This is a genomic window from Streptomyces sp. NPDC047880 (genome assembly GCF_040706515.1).
Classification (GTDB): domain Bacteria; phylum Actinomycetota; class Actinomycetes; order Streptomycetales; family Streptomycetaceae; genus Streptomyces.
Genome location: NZ_JBEZOK010000002.1, coordinates 79273 through 98975, shown reverse-complemented (window position 1 = coordinate 98975; position 19703 = coordinate 79273). Strand labels below are relative to the sequence as shown.

The window sequence follows — 19703 nt, the reverse complement described above, 5'->3', positions numbered from 1 at the left end:
CGGTGTTTCCGAAACTTTCGGAACACCGGGGGCTCCGGCGCGCGAGGCGGCAACTCTTCTCGCAGCGGCGGCGACCGGGTTCGGGGCCGTCGTCGGATACGGCGACGCCCCCGCCGGTGCGTTACGGCGGGGGCGTCCTGCCGGCCGGCCGAGGGGGGCTCGGCCGGTACCGTCCGGCCGTCCGGAGGGGGGCTCCGGAAGGCCGAGGTGCCGGGGTGTCCGACTGGGGGGTCGGACACCCGGCGGTTCCGGTAGGCCCAAGGGGGGACGAGGGCCGACCGGAGTCACTGGGGCCGAGGCCCTACCGGTAGCTGATGTCGGAGGCCGTGAACGTGCAGCTCTTGCCGTCCGGCCCGGGCGGCGTCAGCTCCTTGGGCTCCTTGCCGATGTTGTTGCCCTCGAAGCGCACACACGTCTTGATCTTCTTCTTGCTGTCGCCGTGGATACGGATCTTCGACAGCGTCGCCGTGTCGCCGTAGTTGGCGTTCACTCCCACGATGGAGTTCATCGGCGCGGTCACATCGATGTCGCTGAGCACGATCGTGCGCTTGTACTGCGTCTTGCAGTTGCCGCAGGAGCGGACCAGCTTGCCGGCGTTCTGCACCTGGAAGCCCGACACGTTCAGCGTGCCGGCGCCGTTGAACTGCAGCACCTTGTCGTCGGCGTTCCTCGCGCCGCCGCCGATCACCTTGTACACCGCGGACGAGGACTTGCCCTTGAAGCTGGCCGCGTCCTCGCCGACATCCGTCCACCACACGTTCTGCAGTGTGCAACTGCCCTTGCAGTGCACACCGTCCGCCGCCGGAGTGCCGATGATGACGTTCTTCAGGACCGCGCCGTCGGCCAGCTCGAAGAGCGGGTCCTGGCCCTCGTCCTGGCTGCCGCCGCCGAGCGCGCCGGTGCCGTGGAACATCTTCATCCCGCCGTCGCGCACACCGGAGACCGGGATGGTCTTGGACACGGGGGTCTTCCCCTTGTCCGTGGGCCAGGAGGACGCCGCGCCCGCCGTCGACAGCATCGACGTGGTGACGACCGCCGCACCCGTGATGCCGAGAGCGGACACCGCGGCGATCACCGCCCGCCGCTTGGTGGCCCTGCGGCGATGGCGGACGCGCTGTTCTGCTGGTGCAGTCATGTACCGATTCCTCAGAAGGGGGTGGCTCTTGCGCACAGGGGTCGCCACCGGTGAGGAAAGGGTTGCCGCCTCTTCGGGAATTTCTCACGAGTCGCCGCCGCCGTCGTCCACGGCGGCGAAGCCACCGCCCACCGACAGCTGCCGCGCACCGGCGGCGGCCGTCACGGCATAGGCGTCCCCGCCCGCGTCACGTCCGCCGCGGGCGTGGTCGTACTGGCCGGCGAACACCCACTCGCCCGCCGGGACCGTGCGGCCCTCCTTGAGGGTCCAGGTGTAGACGAGGAAGCCGCCCCGCTCGGCGACCGTGAGGGTGAAGTCGTTCTCCGGCAGGGAGCGCCACGCTCCCGCCTCGGAGACCCCGCCGGACTGGGCGACCTTCAACCGCACGGTCAACGCGGTCAGTTGCTCACGGGTCTTCAGCGTGATGTTGCTCTGCGCCCAGAAGTCGTTGCTGTGCGGGTCGACCGAGCCGTCCGACCACAGCGGGCCGTCCTCGACGGTGGTACGCGCCCGCTCGCCGGACCGGGCGCTCGGCGTCCTCGACGGCGGGGGGCCGGACTCGCGGCGCTCGGGCGACCGGCTCGGCGTCGGCCGCACCGGCGCCGGCGGCTCGGGGGCCCGGCTCGTCGCCTCGGGGGACGGCGTGGGCGTCGCCGTCGGCGACGTCGCCACGTCACGCTGCCGCGGGGCGGCCTCGTCCTGCACCACGGACGCCACGGCGTAGCCGCCCACCGCCAGGACGCCGGCGACAGCGGCGGTCGCGCCGGCCACCCGCATCCAGCCGAACACCGGTGGACGCGCCGCCCGATGACCGGAAACGGCCGGACCGGCCATGCCGCGTTCGATCCGGGCCAGCATGCGCTCCCGGTCGGGCTCGTGCGCCCCGGCCGCCTCGTGCAGCCGGGCGCGCACCTCCTCGTGCACGTCCCGCCGCATGCTCATCGGCCCCGCCCTCCGCCCTCTCCGGTGCGCACGCCCTCCACGGCCGGCGAGCAGCGGGGAGCACCCAGCGCCGCGTGCATCCGCTGCGGCACCCCCTGCGTCCCCAGCAACCGGTGGAGTTCGGCCATTCCCTTCGAGGTCTGGCTCTTCACCGTACCCACCGACACGCCGAGCGCCAGCGCGGTGTCCTTCTCCGACAGGTCGAACGCGTGCCGCAGCACCACACAGGCCCGCTTGCGGAACGGCAGCCGGCGCAACGCCTCCTGCACGTCGACCACGCCGGCGACGTCCGGGTTCTCGGTGTTCTCCTCGCGCTGGGACCAGAACAGGGCGATGCGCCGCCGCTCGCGCACCGCGCTGCGGATGCGGGTACGGGCCAGGTTGGCGACCACACCGCGCGCGTAGGCCGCCGGATGGTCGGCCGCGCGCACCCGGTCCCAGCGGTGCCACAGCGCCAGCAGCGCGTCCGCGGCCAGGTCGTCCGCGGTGTCCGCCTCGCCGGTCAGCAGGTGGGCCAGGCGGGACAGTTCGGCGTAGTGGCGCTCGAAGAAGGCGTGGAACTCCACGGAGGCGGTGTCGTCGACGACCGTGCCCACGGGCGACCTCTCCTCCAGTGGCTACGGGCGCTCCCGGCCGGCGCACCCTGGGGCTGTCATGTAGATGACATGTGATCATCCGGGGGAGGCCCGGACGAGATCGGGAAGCGTAGCAGCGATCGTCGAACAGTTCGTACGGAGCTTCGAACGGCGTATGGCGGGCCGGACTCCGATTCCGTAACACGGAGAAAACCTGAACGGGGTTCAACGCGGGCACAATCCGGCCAGCATCCGCACACCGATCACCCAGGCACCGAGGAGCACGCGCCATGTCAGAACCGCAGCAGGTCACCGACCGGCCCCCCGCGGACGAACCCCGGACGAACAGCATCGACCGGTTCTTCAAGATCTCCGAGCGAGGCTCCACCTTCGGCCGGGAGATCCGCGGCGGCTTCGCCACGTTCTTCACGATGGCTTACATCCTTGTCCTGAATCCGATCATTCTGGGCAGCGCGAAGGACAAGTTCGGGCACCAGCTGGACGCCGTCCAACTCACCACCGCCACCGCCCTGGTGGCCGCCGTCATGACGATCGTCATGGGCGTCGGCGGCAACCTGCCCCTCGCGCTCGCCGCCGGACTCGGCCTGAACGCCGTGGTCGCCTTCCAGATCGCCCCGCTGATGAGCTGGGACGACGCCATGGGCCTGATCGTCCTCGAAGGCCTGCTGATCTGCGTGCTGGTGGTGACCGGCCTGCGCGAGGCCGTCATGCACGCGATACCCCAGCCGCTCAAGCAGGCGATCAGCGTCGGCATCGGCCTGTTCATCGCCTTCATCGGCTTCGTCGACGCCGGGTTCGTCAGCCGCATCCCGGACGCCGCGAACACCACCGTGCCCGTTCAGCTCGGCGGCACCGGCACCCTGGCCGGCTGGCCGACGCTGGTCTTCTGCCTCGGCGTGCTGCTGACGATCGGGCTGCTCGCCCGCAAGGTCAAGGGCGCCATCCTGATCAGCATCGTCACCATGACCGCCCTGGCGGTGGTCATCGACTCCGTCGCCTACATCAAGTCCTGGGGCCTGACCACACCCGCCTGGCCGGACCGGCTCGTCGACGCCCCCGACTTCGGGCTCATCGGCGACTTCGACCTGTTCGGTGCCTTCAGCGCCCCCGGCGTCGGCGTCATCACCGTCGTCCTGCTGATCTTCACGCTGATCCTGTCCGACTTCTTCGACACCATGGGCACGGTCGTCGGCATCAGCGCCGAGGCCGGCCTGCTCGACGAGGACGGCAAGGTCCCGAACCTCGGCCGGGTGCTGCTCATCGACGGTGCGGCCGCGGTCGCCGGCGGTGCGGCCTCAGCCTCCTCGGCGACCTCCTACATCGAGTCCGCCGCCGGTGTCGGAGAGGGCTCGCGCACCGGCTTCTCCAACCTCGTCACCGGCGGCCTGTTCGGCCTCGCGCTGTTCCTCACCCCGCTGCTCACCATCGTCCCGCTCCAGGCGGCCGCCCCGGCCCTGATCGCCGTCGGCTTCCTGATGATGACCCAGGTCAAGCACATCGACTGGGACCGCTACGACGTCGCCGTACCGGCGTTCCTCACCATCGCCGTGATGCCGTTCACCTACTCCATCACCAACGGCATCGGCGCCGGCTTCCTCGCCTACGTCGTCATCAAGACCGTGCTCGGCAAGGCCAAGGAGGTGCACTGGCTGCTGTGGGGGACCTCGGCGCTGTTCCTCGTGTACTTCGCGATCGACCCGATCGAGCAGCTCCTGGGCGCGAAGTGACGCCGGACGCTCGCTGACACGAGGACGGGCCGCCCCCGGGGGGAAGGGGGCGGCCCGTCTCGTCCCTACAGACGGCGTATCGGCGGCCGAGGTTCAGTCCTTGAGCGCCGCTTGCATCATCGCCTTGGCGACCGGCGCCGCGAGCCCGTTGCCGCTGACCTCCGAGCGGGCCGCGTTCGACTGCTCCACGACCACCGCCACGGCGACCTCCTTGCCCGAGGAGTCGGACTTGCCGTACGAGGTGAACCAGGCGTACGGCACCTGGCTGTTGTTCTCGCCGTGCTGGGCCGTACCCGTCTTGCCGCCCACGGTCGCGCCCGGGACCTGCGCGTTCGTGCCCGTGCCCTTGCTGACGACCGTCTGCATCGCCGACTGCAACTGCTCGGCGGTCGAGGAGCTGACGATCTCCTTCGAACCGGCGTCGTCGTAGTCCTCCAGCACATCGCCACCGCTGTCGGTGATCTGCGAGACCATGTGCGGCGACACCAGCTTGCCGCCGTTGGCAATGGCGGCCGAGACCATGGCCATCTGCAGCGGCGTGGCCGTGACGTCGAACTGGCCGATGCCCGTCAGGGCCGTCTGCGACGGGTACATGTCCGACGGGTACACGCTCGTGTAGGCCCGGACCGGCACGTCCAGCTTGTCGTCGTTGAAGCCGAACTTCTCCGCCATCGCCTTCACCTTGTCCTGGCCCAGCTGCACGGCCATCTTGGCGAAGACGTTGTTGCACGAGTACTCCAGCGCCGTACGGATGGTCGCGTCGGTGCAGGGCGCGTCGGGGTTCTCGTTCGTCAGGTCCCGGCTGGTGCCCGGCAGCGTGTACGGGTCGGGGCTGTCCGTCCTCTCGTCCACCGACGAGTACAGCCCGTCCTCCAGCGCCGCCGCCGCCACGACCAGCTTGAACGTCGAACCGGGCGGCAGCGGCTGCCGCAGCGCGCGGTTGACCAGCGGCTTCTCCGGGTCGGTGGTGAGCTTCTGCCAGGCGGATCCCGCGGTGTTGGCGTCGGTCAGCGAGGACGGGTCGTACGACGGCGTCGACACGGCCGCGAGGATCTTCCCGGTCTTCGGGTCGATGGCGACGGCCCCGCCCTTCTTGTCACCGAGCGCGTCGTAGGCCGCCTTCTGCACGTCCGGGTCGACGGTCGTGACCACGTTGCCCGGTTCGGCCCGCCGGTTGGTGAGCGTGTCCAGCACGGACTTGAGCCGGCTGTCCGTGCCGTTGAGCAGATCGGTGTAGATGCCCTCCAGCTGAGTCGGGGCGTACGCCTGCGACGCGTATCCCGTCACCGCCGCGTACAGCGGGCCGTCCGTGTATGTCCGCTTGTACGTCAGGTCGCCCGTCTTCGTCGGCGCCGAGCCGGTGACCGACCGGCCGCCCACGATGATGTTGCCGAGCGGCGCCGAGTACGTCTCGATCGCGTTCCGCCGGTTGTCCTTGTCGTCTGCCAGCGCCCGGCCCTCGTAGAACTGCACCCAGGTCGCCCTGACCAGCAGAGCCAGCACCAGGAGCAGCGAGAAGACCGAAGCGCGCCTGATCGTCTTGTTCATTCCGAACAGGAGGACGAGCCGCACCGGGCGGATCGTTCCCGTCCGTCCCGGTTTCTCATGCGGAGCGCCGGTTTTCTCATCCGCCGTTCAGAAAGCCGGCTTCGTACGCGGCGATCACCGCCTGGGTCCGGTCCCGGGTGCCGGTCTTGGCCAGGACCGCCGCGACGTGGGATTTCACCGTGGCCGGGCCGACCTCCATCCGCCGGGCGATCTCCGCGTTGGTCAGGCCCCGCGCCATGTGCCGCAGCACCTCTCCCTCGCGTCCCGTGAGCTTCGCCACCCACGCCGGCGGTGCCGGGTGCGCACGGGCGTGCTCGGTGGCGAGGGTGCGCACGGCCGCAGGGAAGAGCAGGCTGTCGCTGCGCGCCACCAGCCGGACCGCCTGCACCAGCGCGTCGGCGTCCGCCCGTTTCAGCAGGAACCCGGCGGCTCCGGCGCGCAGCGCTTCGTACACGTAGGAGTCGTTCTCGAAGGTCGTCACGACGATGATCCTGGGCGGCTCGTCCATCGTGGCGAGGATCTGCTCGGTGGCGCGGATCCCGTCGGTCTCCGGCATCCGGACGTCCATGAGGACGACGTCCGGCCGCAGCTCCCGCACGACCGCCACCGCCTCGGCACCGGTGGCCGCCTCGCCCACGACCTCCAGGTCCGGCTCGGCGGAGAGGATGGCGCGCAGCGCGGTGCGCACCATGCGCTCGTCGTCGGCGAGGACGACACGGATCGGGTCCGGGCGGGTCATTCGGGGCCTCTCATACGGGTTCGTTCATACGGGTTCGCTCACGCGGGTTCGCTCATGCGGGTTCGCTCACGCGGGTTCACTCACGCGGGTTCACTCATGCGGGACGGGTCGTGCGGGTTCACTCATGCGGGACGGGTCGTGCGGGTCCTCCCGTGCGATCCCTCTCCCGCGGGACGGGTCCTGCGGGTCCCTCTGATGCGGTCCCTCTCATGCGGGCCCCCTCATCGGCAGGCGTGCGTGCAGCCGCCAGGTCTGTGCCGCGGTCGCTCCAGCCGTCGCCGTGCCGCCCAGCAGCCTCGCCCGGTCCGCGATGCCCCGCAGGCCGTGGCCCCCGCCGGTACGGGAGGGGGCGGCGCCGGTCACCGGGTTCTCCACGGTGATCTCCAGCTCCCCGCCCGCCACCGCGATCCGCACCTCCACGGCGGCCCGCTCACCGGCGTGCTTGAGGGCGTTGCTCAGCCCCTCCTGCACGATGCGGTAGGCCTCACGGGACAGCAGCGGCGGCAGCGCCTCCGGGGCGGCGTCCACGGTGGCACTCACCCGCTGTCCCCCCGCCCGGGTACGACGCAGCAGTCCCTCGAGGTCGGCGGCCAGGGTAGGCCCCGGGGCCGTGCCGGGGGCGTCGCCCTCGCGCAACACACCGAGCACGGCGTCGAGTTCACCGACAGTCCGCCGGGTCGTGTCTTCGATCGCGGCGAGGGCCTCCCGGACGAACTCCGGGTCGGAGTCGAGGACCCGGCGGGCCGCGCTCGCCTGGAGCGTGACCGCGCTCAGGGCGTGGCCGACGGAGTCGTGCAGCTCCCGGGCCAGCCGGTTGCGCACGGCGAGGGCGGCCGCCCGCGCCTCGGCCGCCGCGAGCCGCTCCCGGGGCGTGGGGCCGAGCAGCAGGGGCGCCCAGCGGGCCAGCAGCGCGCCGCAACCGGCCGCGCAGCCGGCGAGGGCCACGAGTGAGAGCGCCCCCGCGGCCGGGGCGAGCGCCAGCACCCAGGGATGATCGAGGACTTCGGGCAGCCCGAGCCGGTCGCCGCGCACCCCCACGAGGACCGGCAGCACGATCAGCGTGACGGCGAACGGCGGCAGCGCCAGCGACATCCCCGCGATGATCCCGCCGAACCCCAGATGCAGCGTGAACCACGCGGCCGTACGGCCCTTCTCACCTCGCGTGCGCGCCGGCCCGGAGGCGAGCCGGTCCGCGTCCACACCGCACAGCCAGCGCACGGCGGCCGACTCCAGCGGCCGGGTCAGCGGGAACAGCGAGGTGACGGCCGCGAGCGGCAGACCCAGGCCGAACGAGGCGAGTTGCAGGGGGAAGGAGCCGAAGACGTCGGCGGAGCCGGTGGCCGGGCCGATGACCACCGAGCCGACCAGGACGTACGGCATGGCCAGCGCACCGCCGAGGATCAGATGGATCCAGCGCAGGCGCGCCCGTCGGCCGAACAGCAGCCGGGCGACTCCGCTCACGCCACCCGCCGCGCGGCCCCGGCCGAGCGCTCCGCGAAGTGGTAGGCGCCGAGGGCGGCGACCAGGAGGCCGACGAGCATCTGGCCAGAGTAGGCGAGGTTCATCAGCGGTGTGGCGCGGTCGGCGAGGTCCGCCGGACCGCCGAGGGAGGCCAGCGACAGCCAGCCGCCCCAGCAGGCCACGGCCCCCGAGCCGGTCCAGGCGAGCGAGAGCGGCACCGCCACGGGCAGGGCCCGGCCGCGCCGGAAGGCCAGCAGCACGGCACCGCCGACCGCCGCGAGCAGGAACACGACGAACAGGGCCTCCAGCACGTAGAACTCACCGCCCCGGTCTGCGGCCCGGCCCGTACTGAGCCCGGCGGGGACGCCGCAGGCCCACAGGGCGTGGAGGGTGAGCGGCGGCAGGGCGAGCACGGCCGCGGCCCCGGCGAGGAGCCGGTGGGCCGGCCCGTTGGCGGCGACGGGAAGGTCCCACACCCGCCCGCGCCACAACCGCCCCCAGCGGTCGCGCGCGTAGAGCACGAAGAGCCCGCCGAGGGCGAGACCCTGCGCGATGTACCCCGTGTACACGACGGTGAAGACCCACTCGTCCAGGAAGGCCTCCCGGCCCGCCGACGAGGCGCCGCCCAGGCCTGACGCCCGCACCACCAGCTGCGCCGGGAACCCGGCCATGACGGGCGCGAGCAGCCCGGTCGCGACCCACACGGGGAACGCGAGCAGCCACGCGGGCACCTTCAGCCCCCACGGCCGGGTCAGCACCAGCGCCAGCACGATCACCGCGCTGTCCAGCAGGATCGAGAGGCCGTTGATCACGGCCATGGTGAGACGGTCGTCGAGCAACGAGCTGCCCTCGGGAATGCCGACGTGACTCCCGGCGACCCAGGCGGTTTTGAGGGCGAGGTACGGCGCACAGGAGACGACTGCGACGGCACGGAGGATCCGCCGGGTGCGGCCGGGGCCGGCGGCGGAGGGCGAAGCGGTGAGCGGAGCGAGCGGCTGCGTCATGCGATCAGGCTCCCGCGCGGGCTGCCGCGGGCGCCTCATGCCCGGCGACGATCCTTCTCCGCCGGGCGGGGGAGGGCGGCTCAGCCCTCCAGCATCAGCACCTTCTCCTCGATCTCGGCGCCACGGGCGGCCGCGTACCCGGTGGCCGTCGCCACGACGCGGAACCCGCACTTCTCCAGCACCCGCAGCGACCCCGCGTTGTCCGAGGCCGCACGCGCGTACAGCGGCCGCTCGGGCACCTCGGCCAGCAGCGCCCGCAGGGCGCCGGTCGCGATGCCCTTGCCCCAGTACGCGCGGTCGATCCAGTACGTCACCTCGCGCTCGCCCGGCACCCCGTACACCGCCGCACTGCCGACGACGTCACCGTCGGCCAGGACCGTGCGCACCACGTCGGCCGAGGAGCGGATCTTCGCCCAGTGGGCGTCGAACGCGGCCCGGTCGGCGGGGTCCTTGTGGGTGAAGGCGGCCATGTGGAGAGCCTCGGGGTCGTTCATCTGCCGGAAGAAGACCGGCAGATCGCTGTCGTGGACCTGGCGCAGCTCGACATTCATGCCTCAGAGCCTACGGGTGGCCAGTGTCAGCCGGTCCCGCGCGTCGAAGAGCGCGTCCTTGACCAGCTGTTCGTGCGCCGGGGTCAGCCGCGCCACCGGCACCGAGCAGCTGATCGCGTCCCGCGCCGGGGTGCGGTACGGGATCGCCACGCCGAAGCAGCGCAGCCCCAGCGTGTTCTCCTCGCGGTCCACGGCGAAGCCCTGCTCCCGCACCTGGTGCAGCTCCTCGATGAGCTTCTCCCGGTCGGTGATGGTGTGCTCGGTCAGCGCGGGCAGCGTCTCGGGGAGCATCTTGCGGACCTGCTCGTCCGAGTACGTGCTCAGCAGGGCCTTGCCGAGGGACGTCGAGTGCGCGGGCAGCCGGCGGCCGACCCGGGTGAAGGGGCGCAGGTAGTGCTGCGACTGGCGGGTGGCGAGGTAGACGACGTTCGTGCCGTCGAGGCGGGCGAGGTGGATCGTCTCGGTCGTGTCGTCCGAGAGCCGGTCCAGCGTCGGGCGGGCAGCGGCGACGACCTCGTCACCGTCGATGTACGACGTGCCCACGAGCAGTGCCCGCACCCCGATGCCGTACCGCGTGCCCGTCGCGTCCGTCTCCACCCAGCCCAGTTCGACCAGGGTGCGCAGCAGCATGTAGAGGCTGGACTTGGGATATCCGACGGCCTCCTGGACCGCCGCGAGGCTGTGCATGCCGGGGCGTCCGGCGAAGTATTCGAGCAGTTCAACCGTTCTTACCGCGGACTTGACCTGCGCCCCGCCGCCCGTCTCGCCAGCCGACATCGCCCTTGACCCCTTCGTTGGACGGGAAATAGTCTCCACAGCGTATTCATCATCAGAGACAGCGTTCAGTATATCGAACATGCCTGGTGGATGACCCAGTACTGCGGCAATACATGTGTGGAGGGACCCGCGGTGGCAGCAGCACCAGTCTGGAGTGTCGACCCCCGAACCGGGAAGCAGCGTGAGCAGGTTGCGGTGGAGGCCACAGCCCAGGAGGTGGACGCCGCCGTCCGTGCCGCGTACGAGGCCCGCGGGGCCCTCGCCGACCGCACGGTCCGCTCCGCCTTCCTCCGCTCGGCCGCCGAGGAGCTGGAGGCGGCCAAGGACGGTCTGGTCGAGACCGCCGACGCCGAGACCGCGCTCGGCCCGGTCCGGCTGACCGGCGAGCTCGCCCGCACCTGCTACCAGCTGCGCGCCTTCGCCGGCATCGTCGACGAGGGCGCCTTCCTCGACGTCGTCATCAACCACCCCGACGACACCGCGACCCCGCCGATCCCGGACCTGCGCCGCTACAAGGTGCCGCTGGGTGTCGTCGCCGTCTACTCCGCGTCGAACTTCCCCTTCGCCTTCTCGGTTGCCGGCGGCGACACCGCGAGCGCCCTCGCGGCCGGCTGCCCGGTCGTCGTCAAGTCCCACCCGGACCACCCGGCCCTGTCCGAGTACGTGGCCAAGGTGCTGCGCCGCGCCGCCGCCCGGCACGGCATCCCCGAGGGTGTCGTGGGCCTGGTCCACGGCTTCGAGGCGGGCGTCGAGCTGATCAAGCACCCGCTGGTCGCTGCGGCCGGATTCACCGGTTCCGTGCGCGGTGGCCGGGCGCTCTTCGACGCGGCGGCGGCCCGCCCCGTCCCGATCCCCTTCCACGGCGAGCTGGGCTCCCTGAACCCGGTCGTCGTCACCGAGGCCGCGGCGGCCGAGCGGGCCGAGGCGATCGGCGCCGGTCTCGCCGGCTCCATGACCCTGGGCGTCGGCCAGTTCTGCGTGAAGCCGGGTCTGGTCCTGGCCCCGGCCGGAGCCGCGGGCGACGCCCTGCTGAAGTCCCTGACGGACGCCGTCAGCGACACCGACGCCGGGGTCCTGCTCGACCACCGCATGCGCGACAACTTCGTGGCCGGTGTCGCCGAGCGGGCCGGGCTGCCCGACGTCGACTCCCCGGTCACCCCGGGCGCGGGCGGCGAGCACACCGTCAGCGCGGGCTTCCTCACGGTGCCGGCGAGCAGGCTGGCCGCGGAGGGCGAGCACGACCTGCTTCTGGAGGAGTGCTTCGGGCCGGTGACCGTGGTGGCCCGCTACGAGAACGAGGGCGAGGTCAAGGCCGTGCTGTCGCGGCTGCCGGGCAACTTGACGGCGACGGTGCAGCTGTCCGAGGAGGAGGCCGCCGGGCAGGGCCGCGGCGCCGAGATCCTCGCGGAGCTGACGCCGCTGGCCGGGCGTGTACTGGTCAATGGCTGGCCGACGGGTGTCGCTGTCGCTCCTGCCCAGCACCACGGTGGGCCGTACCCGGCGACGACCTCGACGTCCACGTCGGTGGGCGGGACGGCGATCGAGCGGTGGATGCGGCCTGTTGCATATCAGAACGCGCCGGCCGCGTTGCTTCCCGCGGAGCTGCGGGACGAGAACCCGCTGGGGCTGCCGCGGCGGTTCAACGGGCGTCTGGAGCGTTAGCGCCGCGGGGGGTGCGGTGAATTGCGGGCTGCCGGTTCGTTGTGGTTGATCGCGCAGTTCCCCGCGCCCCTGAAGGCCGGAGCTGAAAGACTCGGTTGAATGGATCTGGAATTTCCCGAACTTCCCTTCGGCCTGCGTACGTACGGGCCCGACGGTCACTGGTCCTATGAGGACGGCGTGCTCACCGGGTGGGCCGGGGCGCGGCAGGACCGGTTCGTTCCGCCCACCGGTGAAGGGCTGGACCCCGCTTCCGACGCGCCCCGGCTGCTCGGGGCGCCCGAAGGGGACTTCCAGCTGATCGCCAAGGTCACCGTCGGGTTCGGCGCGGCCTTCGACGCCGGGGTGCTCTACGTCCACGTGGGGGAGCGGGCCTGGGCCAAGCTCTGCCTGGAGTACTCCCCGGACGTTCCCACCGTCTGCACGGTGGTCACCCGGGGGCACTCCGACGACGCCAACTCCTTCACCGTGAACGGCAGTTCCGTCTGGCTCCGGGTGAGCCGCACCGGACGCGCCTTCGCCTTCCACGCCTCCCGCGACGGCGAACACTGGACCTTCGTGCGCCTGTTCACCCTCGCCGACGAGAAGGAGACCGGTGCGGCCCTCGTCGGCTTCATGACCCAGTCCCCCATGGGGGAGGGCTGCGTGGTGACCTACGACCACATCGAGTTCAGGCCGTCCTGGCCGGACGACCTCCGGGACGGCAGCTGAGGCCGCGCCGGGAACCGTTCCCGGGCACGACCACGTCATCGGTTCCATGATCCAGGACCGAGTGACCCCAGGCCGTGTGATCCGTACCGTCCTGCCCGCCGAGCTGGTGGACGTCGTCGCGCTGCACGCCCGGGCCCGGGCGACGTACTACCCCGACGGGGTGCCCCAGGACGGCACCGACTGGACGGAGGCCTGGCGCGGTGCCCTCACCCGGCGCGACGGGCGGGTGCTGTGTGTCGTGGAGGCCGGGCGCATGGCCGGCCTCGCCTCCTTCCGTGTGCCCGAGGGAGCCCCGGCGGAAGAGGTGAAGCTGTTCCAGTTCCACGTCGACCCCGGTCACTGGCGCCGCGGTGTCGGCACCGCGCTGCACGCCGCCTGCGTCGAGGAGTGGCAGGGCGACGGCAGGCGGACGGCCGTTCTCGACGTGCACGTCGGCAACCGGCGGGCGCAGGGGTTCTACCGGCGGCAGGGCTGGGTCCCGGAACCGGCCGGACCGGGAGACCACCACGTGCGGATGCGGCTCGCCCTGCGCGGGGAATGAGCCCTGCACGGGGAATGAAGCCCGCTGCTTGAACGTTCATCCACTCGGCGGAGGGAGTCTCCGTACCGTACGACCTGGAGAGAGCCGAGACATGCGCGTCGAGATCTGGAGCGACATCGCCTGCCCCTGGTGCTACGTGGGCAAGGCCCGCTTCGAGAAGGCGCTGCGGGACTTCCCGCACCGCGACGACGTCGAGGTGGTGCACCGCTCCTTCGAGCTGGACCCGGGCCGCGCCAAGGACGACATCCAGCCCGTGATCACGATGCTCACCAAGAAGTACGGGATGAGCGCCGCACAGGCCGAGGCCGGGGAGGACAATCTCGGGGCCCAGGCCGCCGCCGAGGGACTCGACTACCGCACCCGCGGCCGCGACCACGGCAGCACCTTCGACATGCACCGCCTGCTGCACTTCGCCAAGGAACAGGGCCGCCAGGACCAGCTGCTCGACGGGCTCTACCGGGCCAACTTCGCCGAGGAGCGCTCCGTCTTCAACGACGACGAGCGGCTGGTGGAGCTCGCCGCGGTCGCGGGGCTGGACGCGGAGGCCGTGCGCACCGTGCTCGCCGACCCCGACGCGTACGCCGCCGAGGTCCGCGCCGACGAGCGCGAGGCCGCGCAGCTCGGGGCGAACGGTGTGCCGTTCTTCGTGCTCGACCGGAAGTACGGCGTCTCCGGCGCCCAGCCCGCCGAGGTCTTCGCACAGGCCCTGGCCCAGGCGTACGGCGAGCGCCCGGCCCTGCGGATCGTCGACGGCGGCGCGGACGCGGACGCCTGCGGCCCGGACGGCTGTGCCGTGCACCAGCAGTGAAACGCCCAGGTCGGAGCGCACCCATAAGCGCTTCTTAGCGGCACCACGCAGAAATCGGCAATGGACGGGGAGATCCCGGGGACGCAGAGTGGTCCCATGGAGACCTTCGAGAACCTCGTCCGTGCCGAGTTCACCCCGAAGCACACCTACCTCAACACCGCGAGCAACGGGCTCCTGCCCGCCCGCACCGTCAGCGCCGTGCAGCAGGCGGTGCGGATGCGTGCCGAGGGCACGCCCCTGGGGCCCCTGTACGAGGAGGTGGAGGCCGCCCGGGCGTCCTTCGCCCGGCTGGCCGGCGTTCCGGCCGAGCGGGTCGCGACGGGTGCGTCGGTCGCCGAGTACGGCGGGCTGATCGCCGCATCGCTGCCCGCCGGTGCCGAAGTCCTCACGGCGGAGGCCGACTTCTCGTCGCTGGTGAACCCGTTCCATGCGCGCGGTGACCTCAAGGTGCGCGCCGTGCCCCTGGAGCGGCTCGCCGAGTCCGTCCGTCCCGGCACCGCGCTCGTCGCGGTCAGCGCCGCGCAGTCCGCCGACGGCCGTCTCGCCGACCTGCCCGCCGTACGCGAGGCGGCCCGGGCGCACGGCGCCCGCACCTACGTCGACGCCTCCCAGTCGGCCGGCTGGCTGCCGATGGAGGCCGACGCGGACGACTTCCTCGCCGCGGTCGGATTCAAGTGGCTCATGGGCCCGCACGGGGCCGCCTTCTTCGTCGCCCCGCCGGACTTCGGCGGGCTCACGCCGCTGCTCGCGGGCTGGGTCGCCGGTGAACGCCCCTGGGAGAGCTGCTACGGCCCTGTCGAGGAACTCGCCCACTCCGCACGGCGGTTCGACGTCAGCCCCGCCCTGTTCACGTACGCGGGGCTGCGCGCGTCCCTGGAACTGCTGGAGGAGATCGGGGTCGACGTCGTGCACGCCCACGACGTCGGTCTCGCGGACCGCTTCCGCACCGGGCTCGCCGGGCTGGGGCACGAGCCGGTGGCGGCGCCGGGCTCGGCGATCGTGTCGGTGCCGGGACTCGGCCACCGGCAGGGCGAACTGAGCCGGGCGGGCATCGAGGTGTCCGACCGGGCGGGGAACCTGCGGGCCGCGTTCCACCTCTACAACACGCCCGCGGACGTGGACCGGCTCCTGGACGCGCTCGCGGCATGACAGAACCGGGCGGGGCCTCCCGTCCCACACGAGGAGGCCCCACCCGGCAGCTCTGTCACACGGTTGTCCCACCACCGGCGGCGATCACTTCACCGGAGTGAAGTCCCGCGCTCCGATGCTGTGTCCTTCCGGGGGACGACCCCCGGACCCCCGGCCGAAGTGCGTTCACCGGACCGGCGTGAAGTCCCGCGCTCCGATGCTGTGTCCTTCCGGGGGGGGCGACCCCCGGACCCCCGGCCGAAGTGCGTTCACTTCACCGGCGTGAAGTCCCGCGCTCCGATGAACTCCGGACGGCGGATCGGGGCAGCGAAGGGTTCCACCGCCGTGTTCTCCACGCTGTTGAACACGATGAACACGTTGCTGCGCGGGAACGGCGTGATGTTGTCGCCGGAACCGTGCATGGCGTTGCAGTCGAACCAGGTCGCCGACCCGGCCTTGCCGGTGAACAGCTTGATGCCGTGCTGCGACGCCATCCGGGTCAGCGCCTCGTCGGACGGCGTACCCGCGTCCTGCATCTGCAGCGACTTCTTGTAGTTGTCCTTCGGCGTCTCACCCGCGCACCCGAGGAACGTCTTGTGCGACCCCGGCATGATCATGAGCCCGCCGTTGGTGTCGTAGTTCTCGGTCAGCGCGATCGAGACCGACACCGTGCGCATCCGCGGCAGACCGTCCTCCGCGTGCCACGTCTCGAAGTCCGAGTGCCAGTAGAAGCCACTGGCACCGAACCCCGGCTTGACGTTGATCCGGGACTGGTGGACGTAGACGTCCGAGCCGAGGATCTGCCGCGCCCGGCCGACGACCCGCTCGTCACTGACCAGCTTGGCGAAGACCTCGCTGATCCGGTGCACTTCGAAGACCGAGCGGATCTCCTTGGACTGCGGCTCGACGATCGAACGCTCGTCGGCGCGGATGTCCGGGTCGTTGACCAGCCGGTTCAGTTCGTTGCGGTAGACGGCGACCTCGTCGTCCGTGATCAGCTGATCGATGGCGAGGAAGCCGTCGCGCTCGAAGGACAGCAGGTCGCCGGGCACGATCGGCCCGGGCGCGTCGGGCGCGCCCCAGACGACCGGGTCCTGCCGCGGGGTGGGCACCTCGGTGGCACCGCGGGTGGGGTAGAGGTCGGGGATACCGGCGGTGGTGGTCGTGTCGGTGGTGGCGGTCATGGAAACGTCACACCTCCTCGGTGAGCAGCGGGTAGACGCCGTTCTCGTCGTGGTCCTCCCGTCCGGTCACGGGCGGGTTGAACACGCAGAGGCAGCGGAAGTCCTGCTTGACCCGCAGCGTGTGCCTCTCGTGCCCGTCCAGGAGGTACATCGTGCCGGGCGTGATCGTGTGGGTCAGCCCGGTCTCGTGGTCGGTCAGCTCGGCCTCGCCCTCCACGCAGACGACGGCCTCGATGTGGTTCGCGTACCACATCGACGTCTCCGTACCCGCGTACAGGATGGTCTCGTGCAGGGAGAAACCGACCTTCTCCTTGGCGAGGACGATGCGCTTGCTCTCCCACGTACCGGACGCCGCCTTCACGTGCCGGTCGGTACCTTCGATCTCCTTGAACGAACGGACAATCACGGTGCTGCGATGCCTCCTAGGTGAATGGTGCTGTGGTTCGGTGTCAGGCGGTCTCGCGGACGGCACGAGCCAGGGTGCTCAGGCCCTCGTCCAGCTCCTCGGGCGTGATGGTGAGCGCCGGGAGCAGTTTCACGACCTCGCTCTCCGGGCCGGACGTCTCGATGAGCAGCCCGAGCTCGAAGGCGCGCTTGGCGACCTTGCCGGCGCGGGCCTTGTCGTGGAACTCCATGCCCCACACCAGGCCGCGGCCCCGGTACTCCTTCACGTCGGCCAGGTTCTCCTCGGTGATGGAGATCAGCGCCTGCTCGACCTGCTCGCCGCGCTTGCGGGTCTGCTTCTCCATCGCGGAACCGTCGGCCCAGTAGGTCTCCAGGGTCGCGGTGGCCGTGACGAACGCCGGGTTGTTGCCGCGGAACGTGCCGTTGTGCTCGCCCGGCTCCCAGACGTCGAGCTCGGGCTTGAACAGGCACAGCGACATGGGCAGGCCGTAGCCGCTGATCGACTTGGAGACGGTGACGATGTCCGGCGTGATGCCCGCCTCCTCGAAGGAGAAGAACGCGCCGGTACGGCCGCAGCCCATCTGGATGTCGTCGACGATCAGCAGCATGTCCTGCCGCTCGCACAGCTCGGACAGGGCGCGCAGCCACTCGGGACGGGCCACGTTGATGCCGCCCTCGCCCTGCACCGTCTCGACGATCACGGCCGCGGGCTTGTTCAGGCCCGAGCCCTGGTCCTCCAGCAGCCGCTCGAACCACAGGAAGTCCTCGACGGTGCCGTCGAAGTAGTTGTCGAACGGCATGGGCGTGCCGTGCACCAGCGGGATGCCCGCGCCGGCCCGCTTGAAGGCGTTGCCGGTCACGGCCAGCGAGCCCAGCGACATGCCGTGGAAGGCGTTGGTGAAGGACACGATCGACTCGCGCCCCTTCACCTTGCGCGCCAGCTTCAGCGCGGCCTCCACGGCGTTGGTGCCGGTCGGGCCCGGGAACATGACCTTGTACGGCAGGTCGCGCGGGCGCAGCAGCAGGTTCTGGAAGGCCTCCAGGAACGTGCGCTTGGCCGTGGTCGACATGTCGAGCCCGTGCGTGACGCCGTCCCGCTCCAGGTAGTCGATCAGCGCGCGTTTCAGGACCGGGTTGTTGTGCCCGTAGTTCAGTGACCCGGCTCCGGCGAAGAAGTCGAGGTACTCATGGCCGTCCTCGTCGTACATGCGGCTGCCCACCGCACGGTCGAAGACGGTGGGCCAGCCGCGGCAGTAGCTGCGCACCTCGGACTCGACGGTCTCGAAGACGCTCAGGTCGGGCTGGGTGATGGTCACGACGAATCGCTCCTCGGTACGTGGGGGAAGTCTGTGGGACGGGAGTGGGGTGGGGCAGGAAGTCTCAGTGGGGCAGCGGGCCTATGCGGTAGAGCACTTCGGGGTCGTGCGGCCCGTCGGGGAACACGGCCGTGTCGAAGAGCACCTCGCGCTCCAGCCGCGCGCCGTGACGCTCGGCGAACGACGTGAACAGGCGCTCCGAGGCGGTGTTGCCCGGGGTGATCGTGGTCTCCACCGTGGTCACCCCGCGCTCGGCCGCGGTCCGTGCGACCAGGCCGTCGAGCAGCGCGGCGGCCAGTCCGCGCCCGCGGTGGGCCTCGTCCACCGCCACCTGCCAGACCAGCAGGGTGTGCGGGCTGTCCGGCCGCACGTACCCGGTGATGAAACCCATCGGCTCGCCCTGCTCGTCGCGGGCGACGGCCGTGGTGGCGGCGAAGTCACGGCACCACAGCAGATAGCTGTAGGACGAGTTCAGGTCGAGAACCTTCGAGTCCTTCGCCATCCGCCAGAGTGCGGCTCCGTCAGCCACGGTGGGGCGGTCGATTTGCGGATCTGCTTGTACGGCAGTCATGCAAATTGAACTTACCCAGCGAAATTCAAAATTGCATCGTCGATCGGGGTTACATATGAGCCTCGTCTGTGTTATCGCGCGAGCGCGTAGGCTCGCGCGGCGAGGTGGTTGTATGCCCGATATTGTCCCGGAAATACCGGGCATAATGGTCACAGTGTGTAACGCGTCACAACCATGTAAGCCCCACAGCGCCCGCCGGAATTCCCCCTCCGGGCGTCCTCAAAATCTGCGCGTTTAGGACCGGGAGAAGCGGGCAGAAGAATACGGGAAGCTTTTCTTGAGGGAATTTCTTAATTGTGTGCCAGCTTACATGTGGGATGTCGCGGAAAGCACGTGGAATTCAGGCCCCGGTCACTCCGTCGATGCGTTCCCGCAGGAGATCGGCGTGACCGTTGTGCCGCGCGTACTCCTCGATCATGTGGATCAGCACCCAGCGCAGGCTGACCTCCATGCCGGGCACCGGCCCCTCGGAGACCCGCCCGATGCGGTCCAGCGGCAGCCCGGCGCACAGCTCCCGCCCCCGCGCGATCTCCCGCCGCCAGATCCCGAGCGCCGCGTCCAGACCGCGCGCGGGATCCAGCGCGTAGCCGGTCGCGTCCTCGAACACGGGCGGTACGGCGAGCCCGCCGGCCACCCGCTGGAACCAGTTCCGCTCGACCTCGGCGAGGTGCTGCACCAGCCCGAGCAGAGTCAGCGACGACGGCTCGGCCGCCGCGATCCGCACCTGGGCGTCGTCCAGCCCGGCGCACTTCAGCTCCAGCGTGGCCCGGTGGAAGTCCAGCCAGCTCTCGAGCATGGCCCGCTCGTCACCCGTGAGGCGGGGGACGGGGCGGCCGTCGGGCAGGACGGGCGGGGTGTCAGCAGGTGTGTCGGCGGTCATACGGGGAGCATGGCACGGGG

Annotated in this window: 20 protein-coding genes; 6 read left to right on the top strand and 14 right to left on the bottom strand. The window is 71.1% G+C overall.

Going from position 1 to position 19703, the window contains the following annotated elements; translation table 11 throughout:
- Nucleotides 1-301: 301 nt before the first annotated feature.
- From AB0937_RS04340 to AB0937_RS04330, 3 genes are all read right to left on the bottom strand, one after another.
- Nucleotides 302-1135 carry a pectate lyase gene (locus AB0937_RS04340; RefSeq protein ID WP_366709415.1) on the bottom strand — a complete coding sequence of 278 codons (834 nt, stop codon included), beginning with the start codon at nucleotides 1133-1135 and terminating at the stop codon, nucleotides 302-304.
- An 84-nt stretch (nucleotides 1136-1219) separates the two neighbouring features.
- On the bottom strand, nucleotides 1220-2077 hold the full coding sequence (locus tag AB0937_RS04335; protein WP_366709414.1) for a hypothetical protein: 858 nt from the start codon (nucleotides 2075-2077) through the stop codon (nucleotides 1220-1222).
- Nucleotides 2074-2673 carry a SigE family RNA polymerase sigma factor gene (locus tag AB0937_RS04330; RefSeq protein WP_366709413.1) on the bottom strand — a complete coding sequence of 200 codons (600 nt, stop codon included), beginning with the start codon at nucleotides 2671-2673 and terminating at the stop codon, nucleotides 2074-2076. Before AB0937_RS04330 ends, AB0937_RS04335 begins: the two co-directional genes overlap by 4 nt.
- 269 nt (nucleotides 2674-2942) lie before the next feature.
- Between AB0937_RS04330 and AB0937_RS04325 the strand changes: the two genes are divergently transcribed.
- A complete protein-coding gene (locus AB0937_RS04325; protein WP_366709412.1) occupies nucleotides 2943-4400 on the top strand; it encodes an NCS2 family permease in 1458 nt (485 codons plus the stop codon).
- 93 nt (nucleotides 4401-4493) lie between these two features.
- Here the strand turns inward: AB0937_RS04325 and AB0937_RS04320 are convergent, their stop codons facing one another.
- The 6 genes from AB0937_RS04320 to AB0937_RS04295 form a co-directional block, all read right to left on the bottom strand.
- Complete coding sequence (locus AB0937_RS04320; RefSeq protein WP_366709718.1) at nucleotides 4494-5948, bottom strand: penicillin-binding transpeptidase domain-containing protein; 1455 nt, start codon at nucleotides 5946-5948, stop codon at nucleotides 4494-4496.
- Between the two features lie 76 nt (nucleotides 5949-6024).
- Nucleotides 6025-6687, bottom strand: coding sequence for a response regulator transcription factor (locus AB0937_RS04315; protein WP_366709411.1), 663 nt, complete (start codon nucleotides 6685-6687; stop codon nucleotides 6025-6027).
- Nucleotides 6688-6894: 207 nt separating this feature from the next.
- Nucleotides 6895-8148 (bottom strand): histidine kinase, encoded by a 1254-nt coding sequence (locus AB0937_RS04310; RefSeq protein ID WP_366709410.1) that lies wholly within the window; start codon nucleotides 8146-8148, stop codon nucleotides 6895-6897.
- A complete protein-coding gene (locus AB0937_RS04305; protein ID WP_366709409.1) occupies nucleotides 8145-9152 on the bottom strand; it encodes a hypothetical protein in 1008 nt (335 codons plus the stop codon). Before AB0937_RS04305 ends, AB0937_RS04310 begins: the two co-directional genes overlap by 4 nt.
- 80 nt (nucleotides 9153-9232) lie before the next feature.
- Nucleotides 9233-9703, bottom strand: coding sequence for a GNAT family N-acetyltransferase (locus AB0937_RS04300; RefSeq protein WP_366709408.1), 471 nt, complete (start codon nucleotides 9701-9703; stop codon nucleotides 9233-9235).
- A gap of 3 nt (nucleotides 9704-9706) precedes the next feature.
- A complete protein-coding gene (locus AB0937_RS04295; protein WP_234849529.1) occupies nucleotides 9707-10480 on the bottom strand; it encodes an IclR family transcriptional regulator in 774 nt (257 codons plus the stop codon).
- A 132-nt stretch (nucleotides 10481-10612) separates the two neighbouring features.
- On the opposite strand from AB0937_RS04295, the gene AB0937_RS04290 reads away from it, so the two are divergent.
- From AB0937_RS04290 to AB0937_RS04270, 5 genes are all read left to right on the top strand, one after another.
- Entirely contained in the window at nucleotides 10613-12142 is a 1530-nt protein-coding gene (locus tag AB0937_RS04290) for an aldehyde dehydrogenase (NADP(+)) (protein WP_366709407.1), read from the top strand.
- Between the two features lie 99 nt (nucleotides 12143-12241).
- A complete protein-coding gene (locus AB0937_RS04285; RefSeq protein WP_366709406.1) occupies nucleotides 12242-12850 on the top strand; it encodes a DUF1349 domain-containing protein in 609 nt (202 codons plus the stop codon).
- 46 nt (nucleotides 12851-12896) lie between these two features.
- Nucleotides 12897-13391 carry a GNAT family N-acetyltransferase gene (locus AB0937_RS04280; RefSeq protein ID WP_366709405.1) on the top strand — a complete coding sequence of 165 codons (495 nt, stop codon included), beginning with the start codon at nucleotides 12897-12899 and terminating at the stop codon, nucleotides 13389-13391.
- Between the two features lie 91 nt (nucleotides 13392-13482).
- A complete protein-coding gene (locus AB0937_RS04275; RefSeq protein ID WP_366709404.1) occupies nucleotides 13483-14199 on the top strand; it encodes a DsbA family oxidoreductase in 717 nt (238 codons plus the stop codon).
- A 96-nt stretch (nucleotides 14200-14295) separates the two neighbouring features.
- The gene (locus tag AB0937_RS04270; protein WP_366709403.1) at nucleotides 14296-15348 is read left to right on the top strand and encodes an aminotransferase class V-fold PLP-dependent enzyme; all 1053 of its coding nucleotides are present in this window, start codon (nucleotides 14296-14298) and stop codon (nucleotides 15346-15348) included.
- A 248-nt stretch (nucleotides 15349-15596) separates the two neighbouring features.
- Here the strand turns inward: AB0937_RS04270 and thpD are convergent, their stop codons facing one another.
- The 5 genes from thpD to AB0937_RS04245 all read right to left on the bottom strand — a co-directional run bounded on the left by thpD (nucleotide 15597) and on the right by AB0937_RS04245 (nucleotide 19683).
- Nucleotides 15597-16511, bottom strand: a complete 915-nt coding sequence (gene thpD, locus AB0937_RS04265; protein WP_366709402.1) for an ectoine hydroxylase — start codon at nucleotides 16509-16511, stop codon at nucleotides 15597-15599.
- A gap of 7 nt (nucleotides 16512-16518) precedes the next feature.
- Nucleotides 16519-16917, bottom strand: a complete 399-nt coding sequence (locus AB0937_RS04260; protein ID WP_234849536.1) for an ectoine synthase — start codon at nucleotides 16915-16917, stop codon at nucleotides 16519-16521.
- 43 nt (nucleotides 16918-16960) lie between these two features.
- On the bottom strand, nucleotides 16961-18232 hold the full coding sequence (gene ectB, locus AB0937_RS04255; protein ID WP_351641494.1) for a diaminobutyrate--2-oxoglutarate transaminase: 1272 nt from the start codon (nucleotides 18230-18232) through the stop codon (nucleotides 16961-16963).
- 64 nt (nucleotides 18233-18296) lie between these two features.
- Entirely contained in the window at nucleotides 18297-18803 is a 507-nt protein-coding gene (ectA, locus tag AB0937_RS04250) for a diaminobutyrate acetyltransferase (RefSeq protein WP_234849538.1), read from the bottom strand.
- A gap of 340 nt (nucleotides 18804-19143) precedes the next feature.
- Nucleotides 19144-19683, bottom strand: coding sequence for a DinB family protein (locus AB0937_RS04245; protein WP_366709401.1), 540 nt, complete (start codon nucleotides 19681-19683; stop codon nucleotides 19144-19146).
- Between the last annotated feature and the right edge of the window lie 20 nt (nucleotides 19684-19703).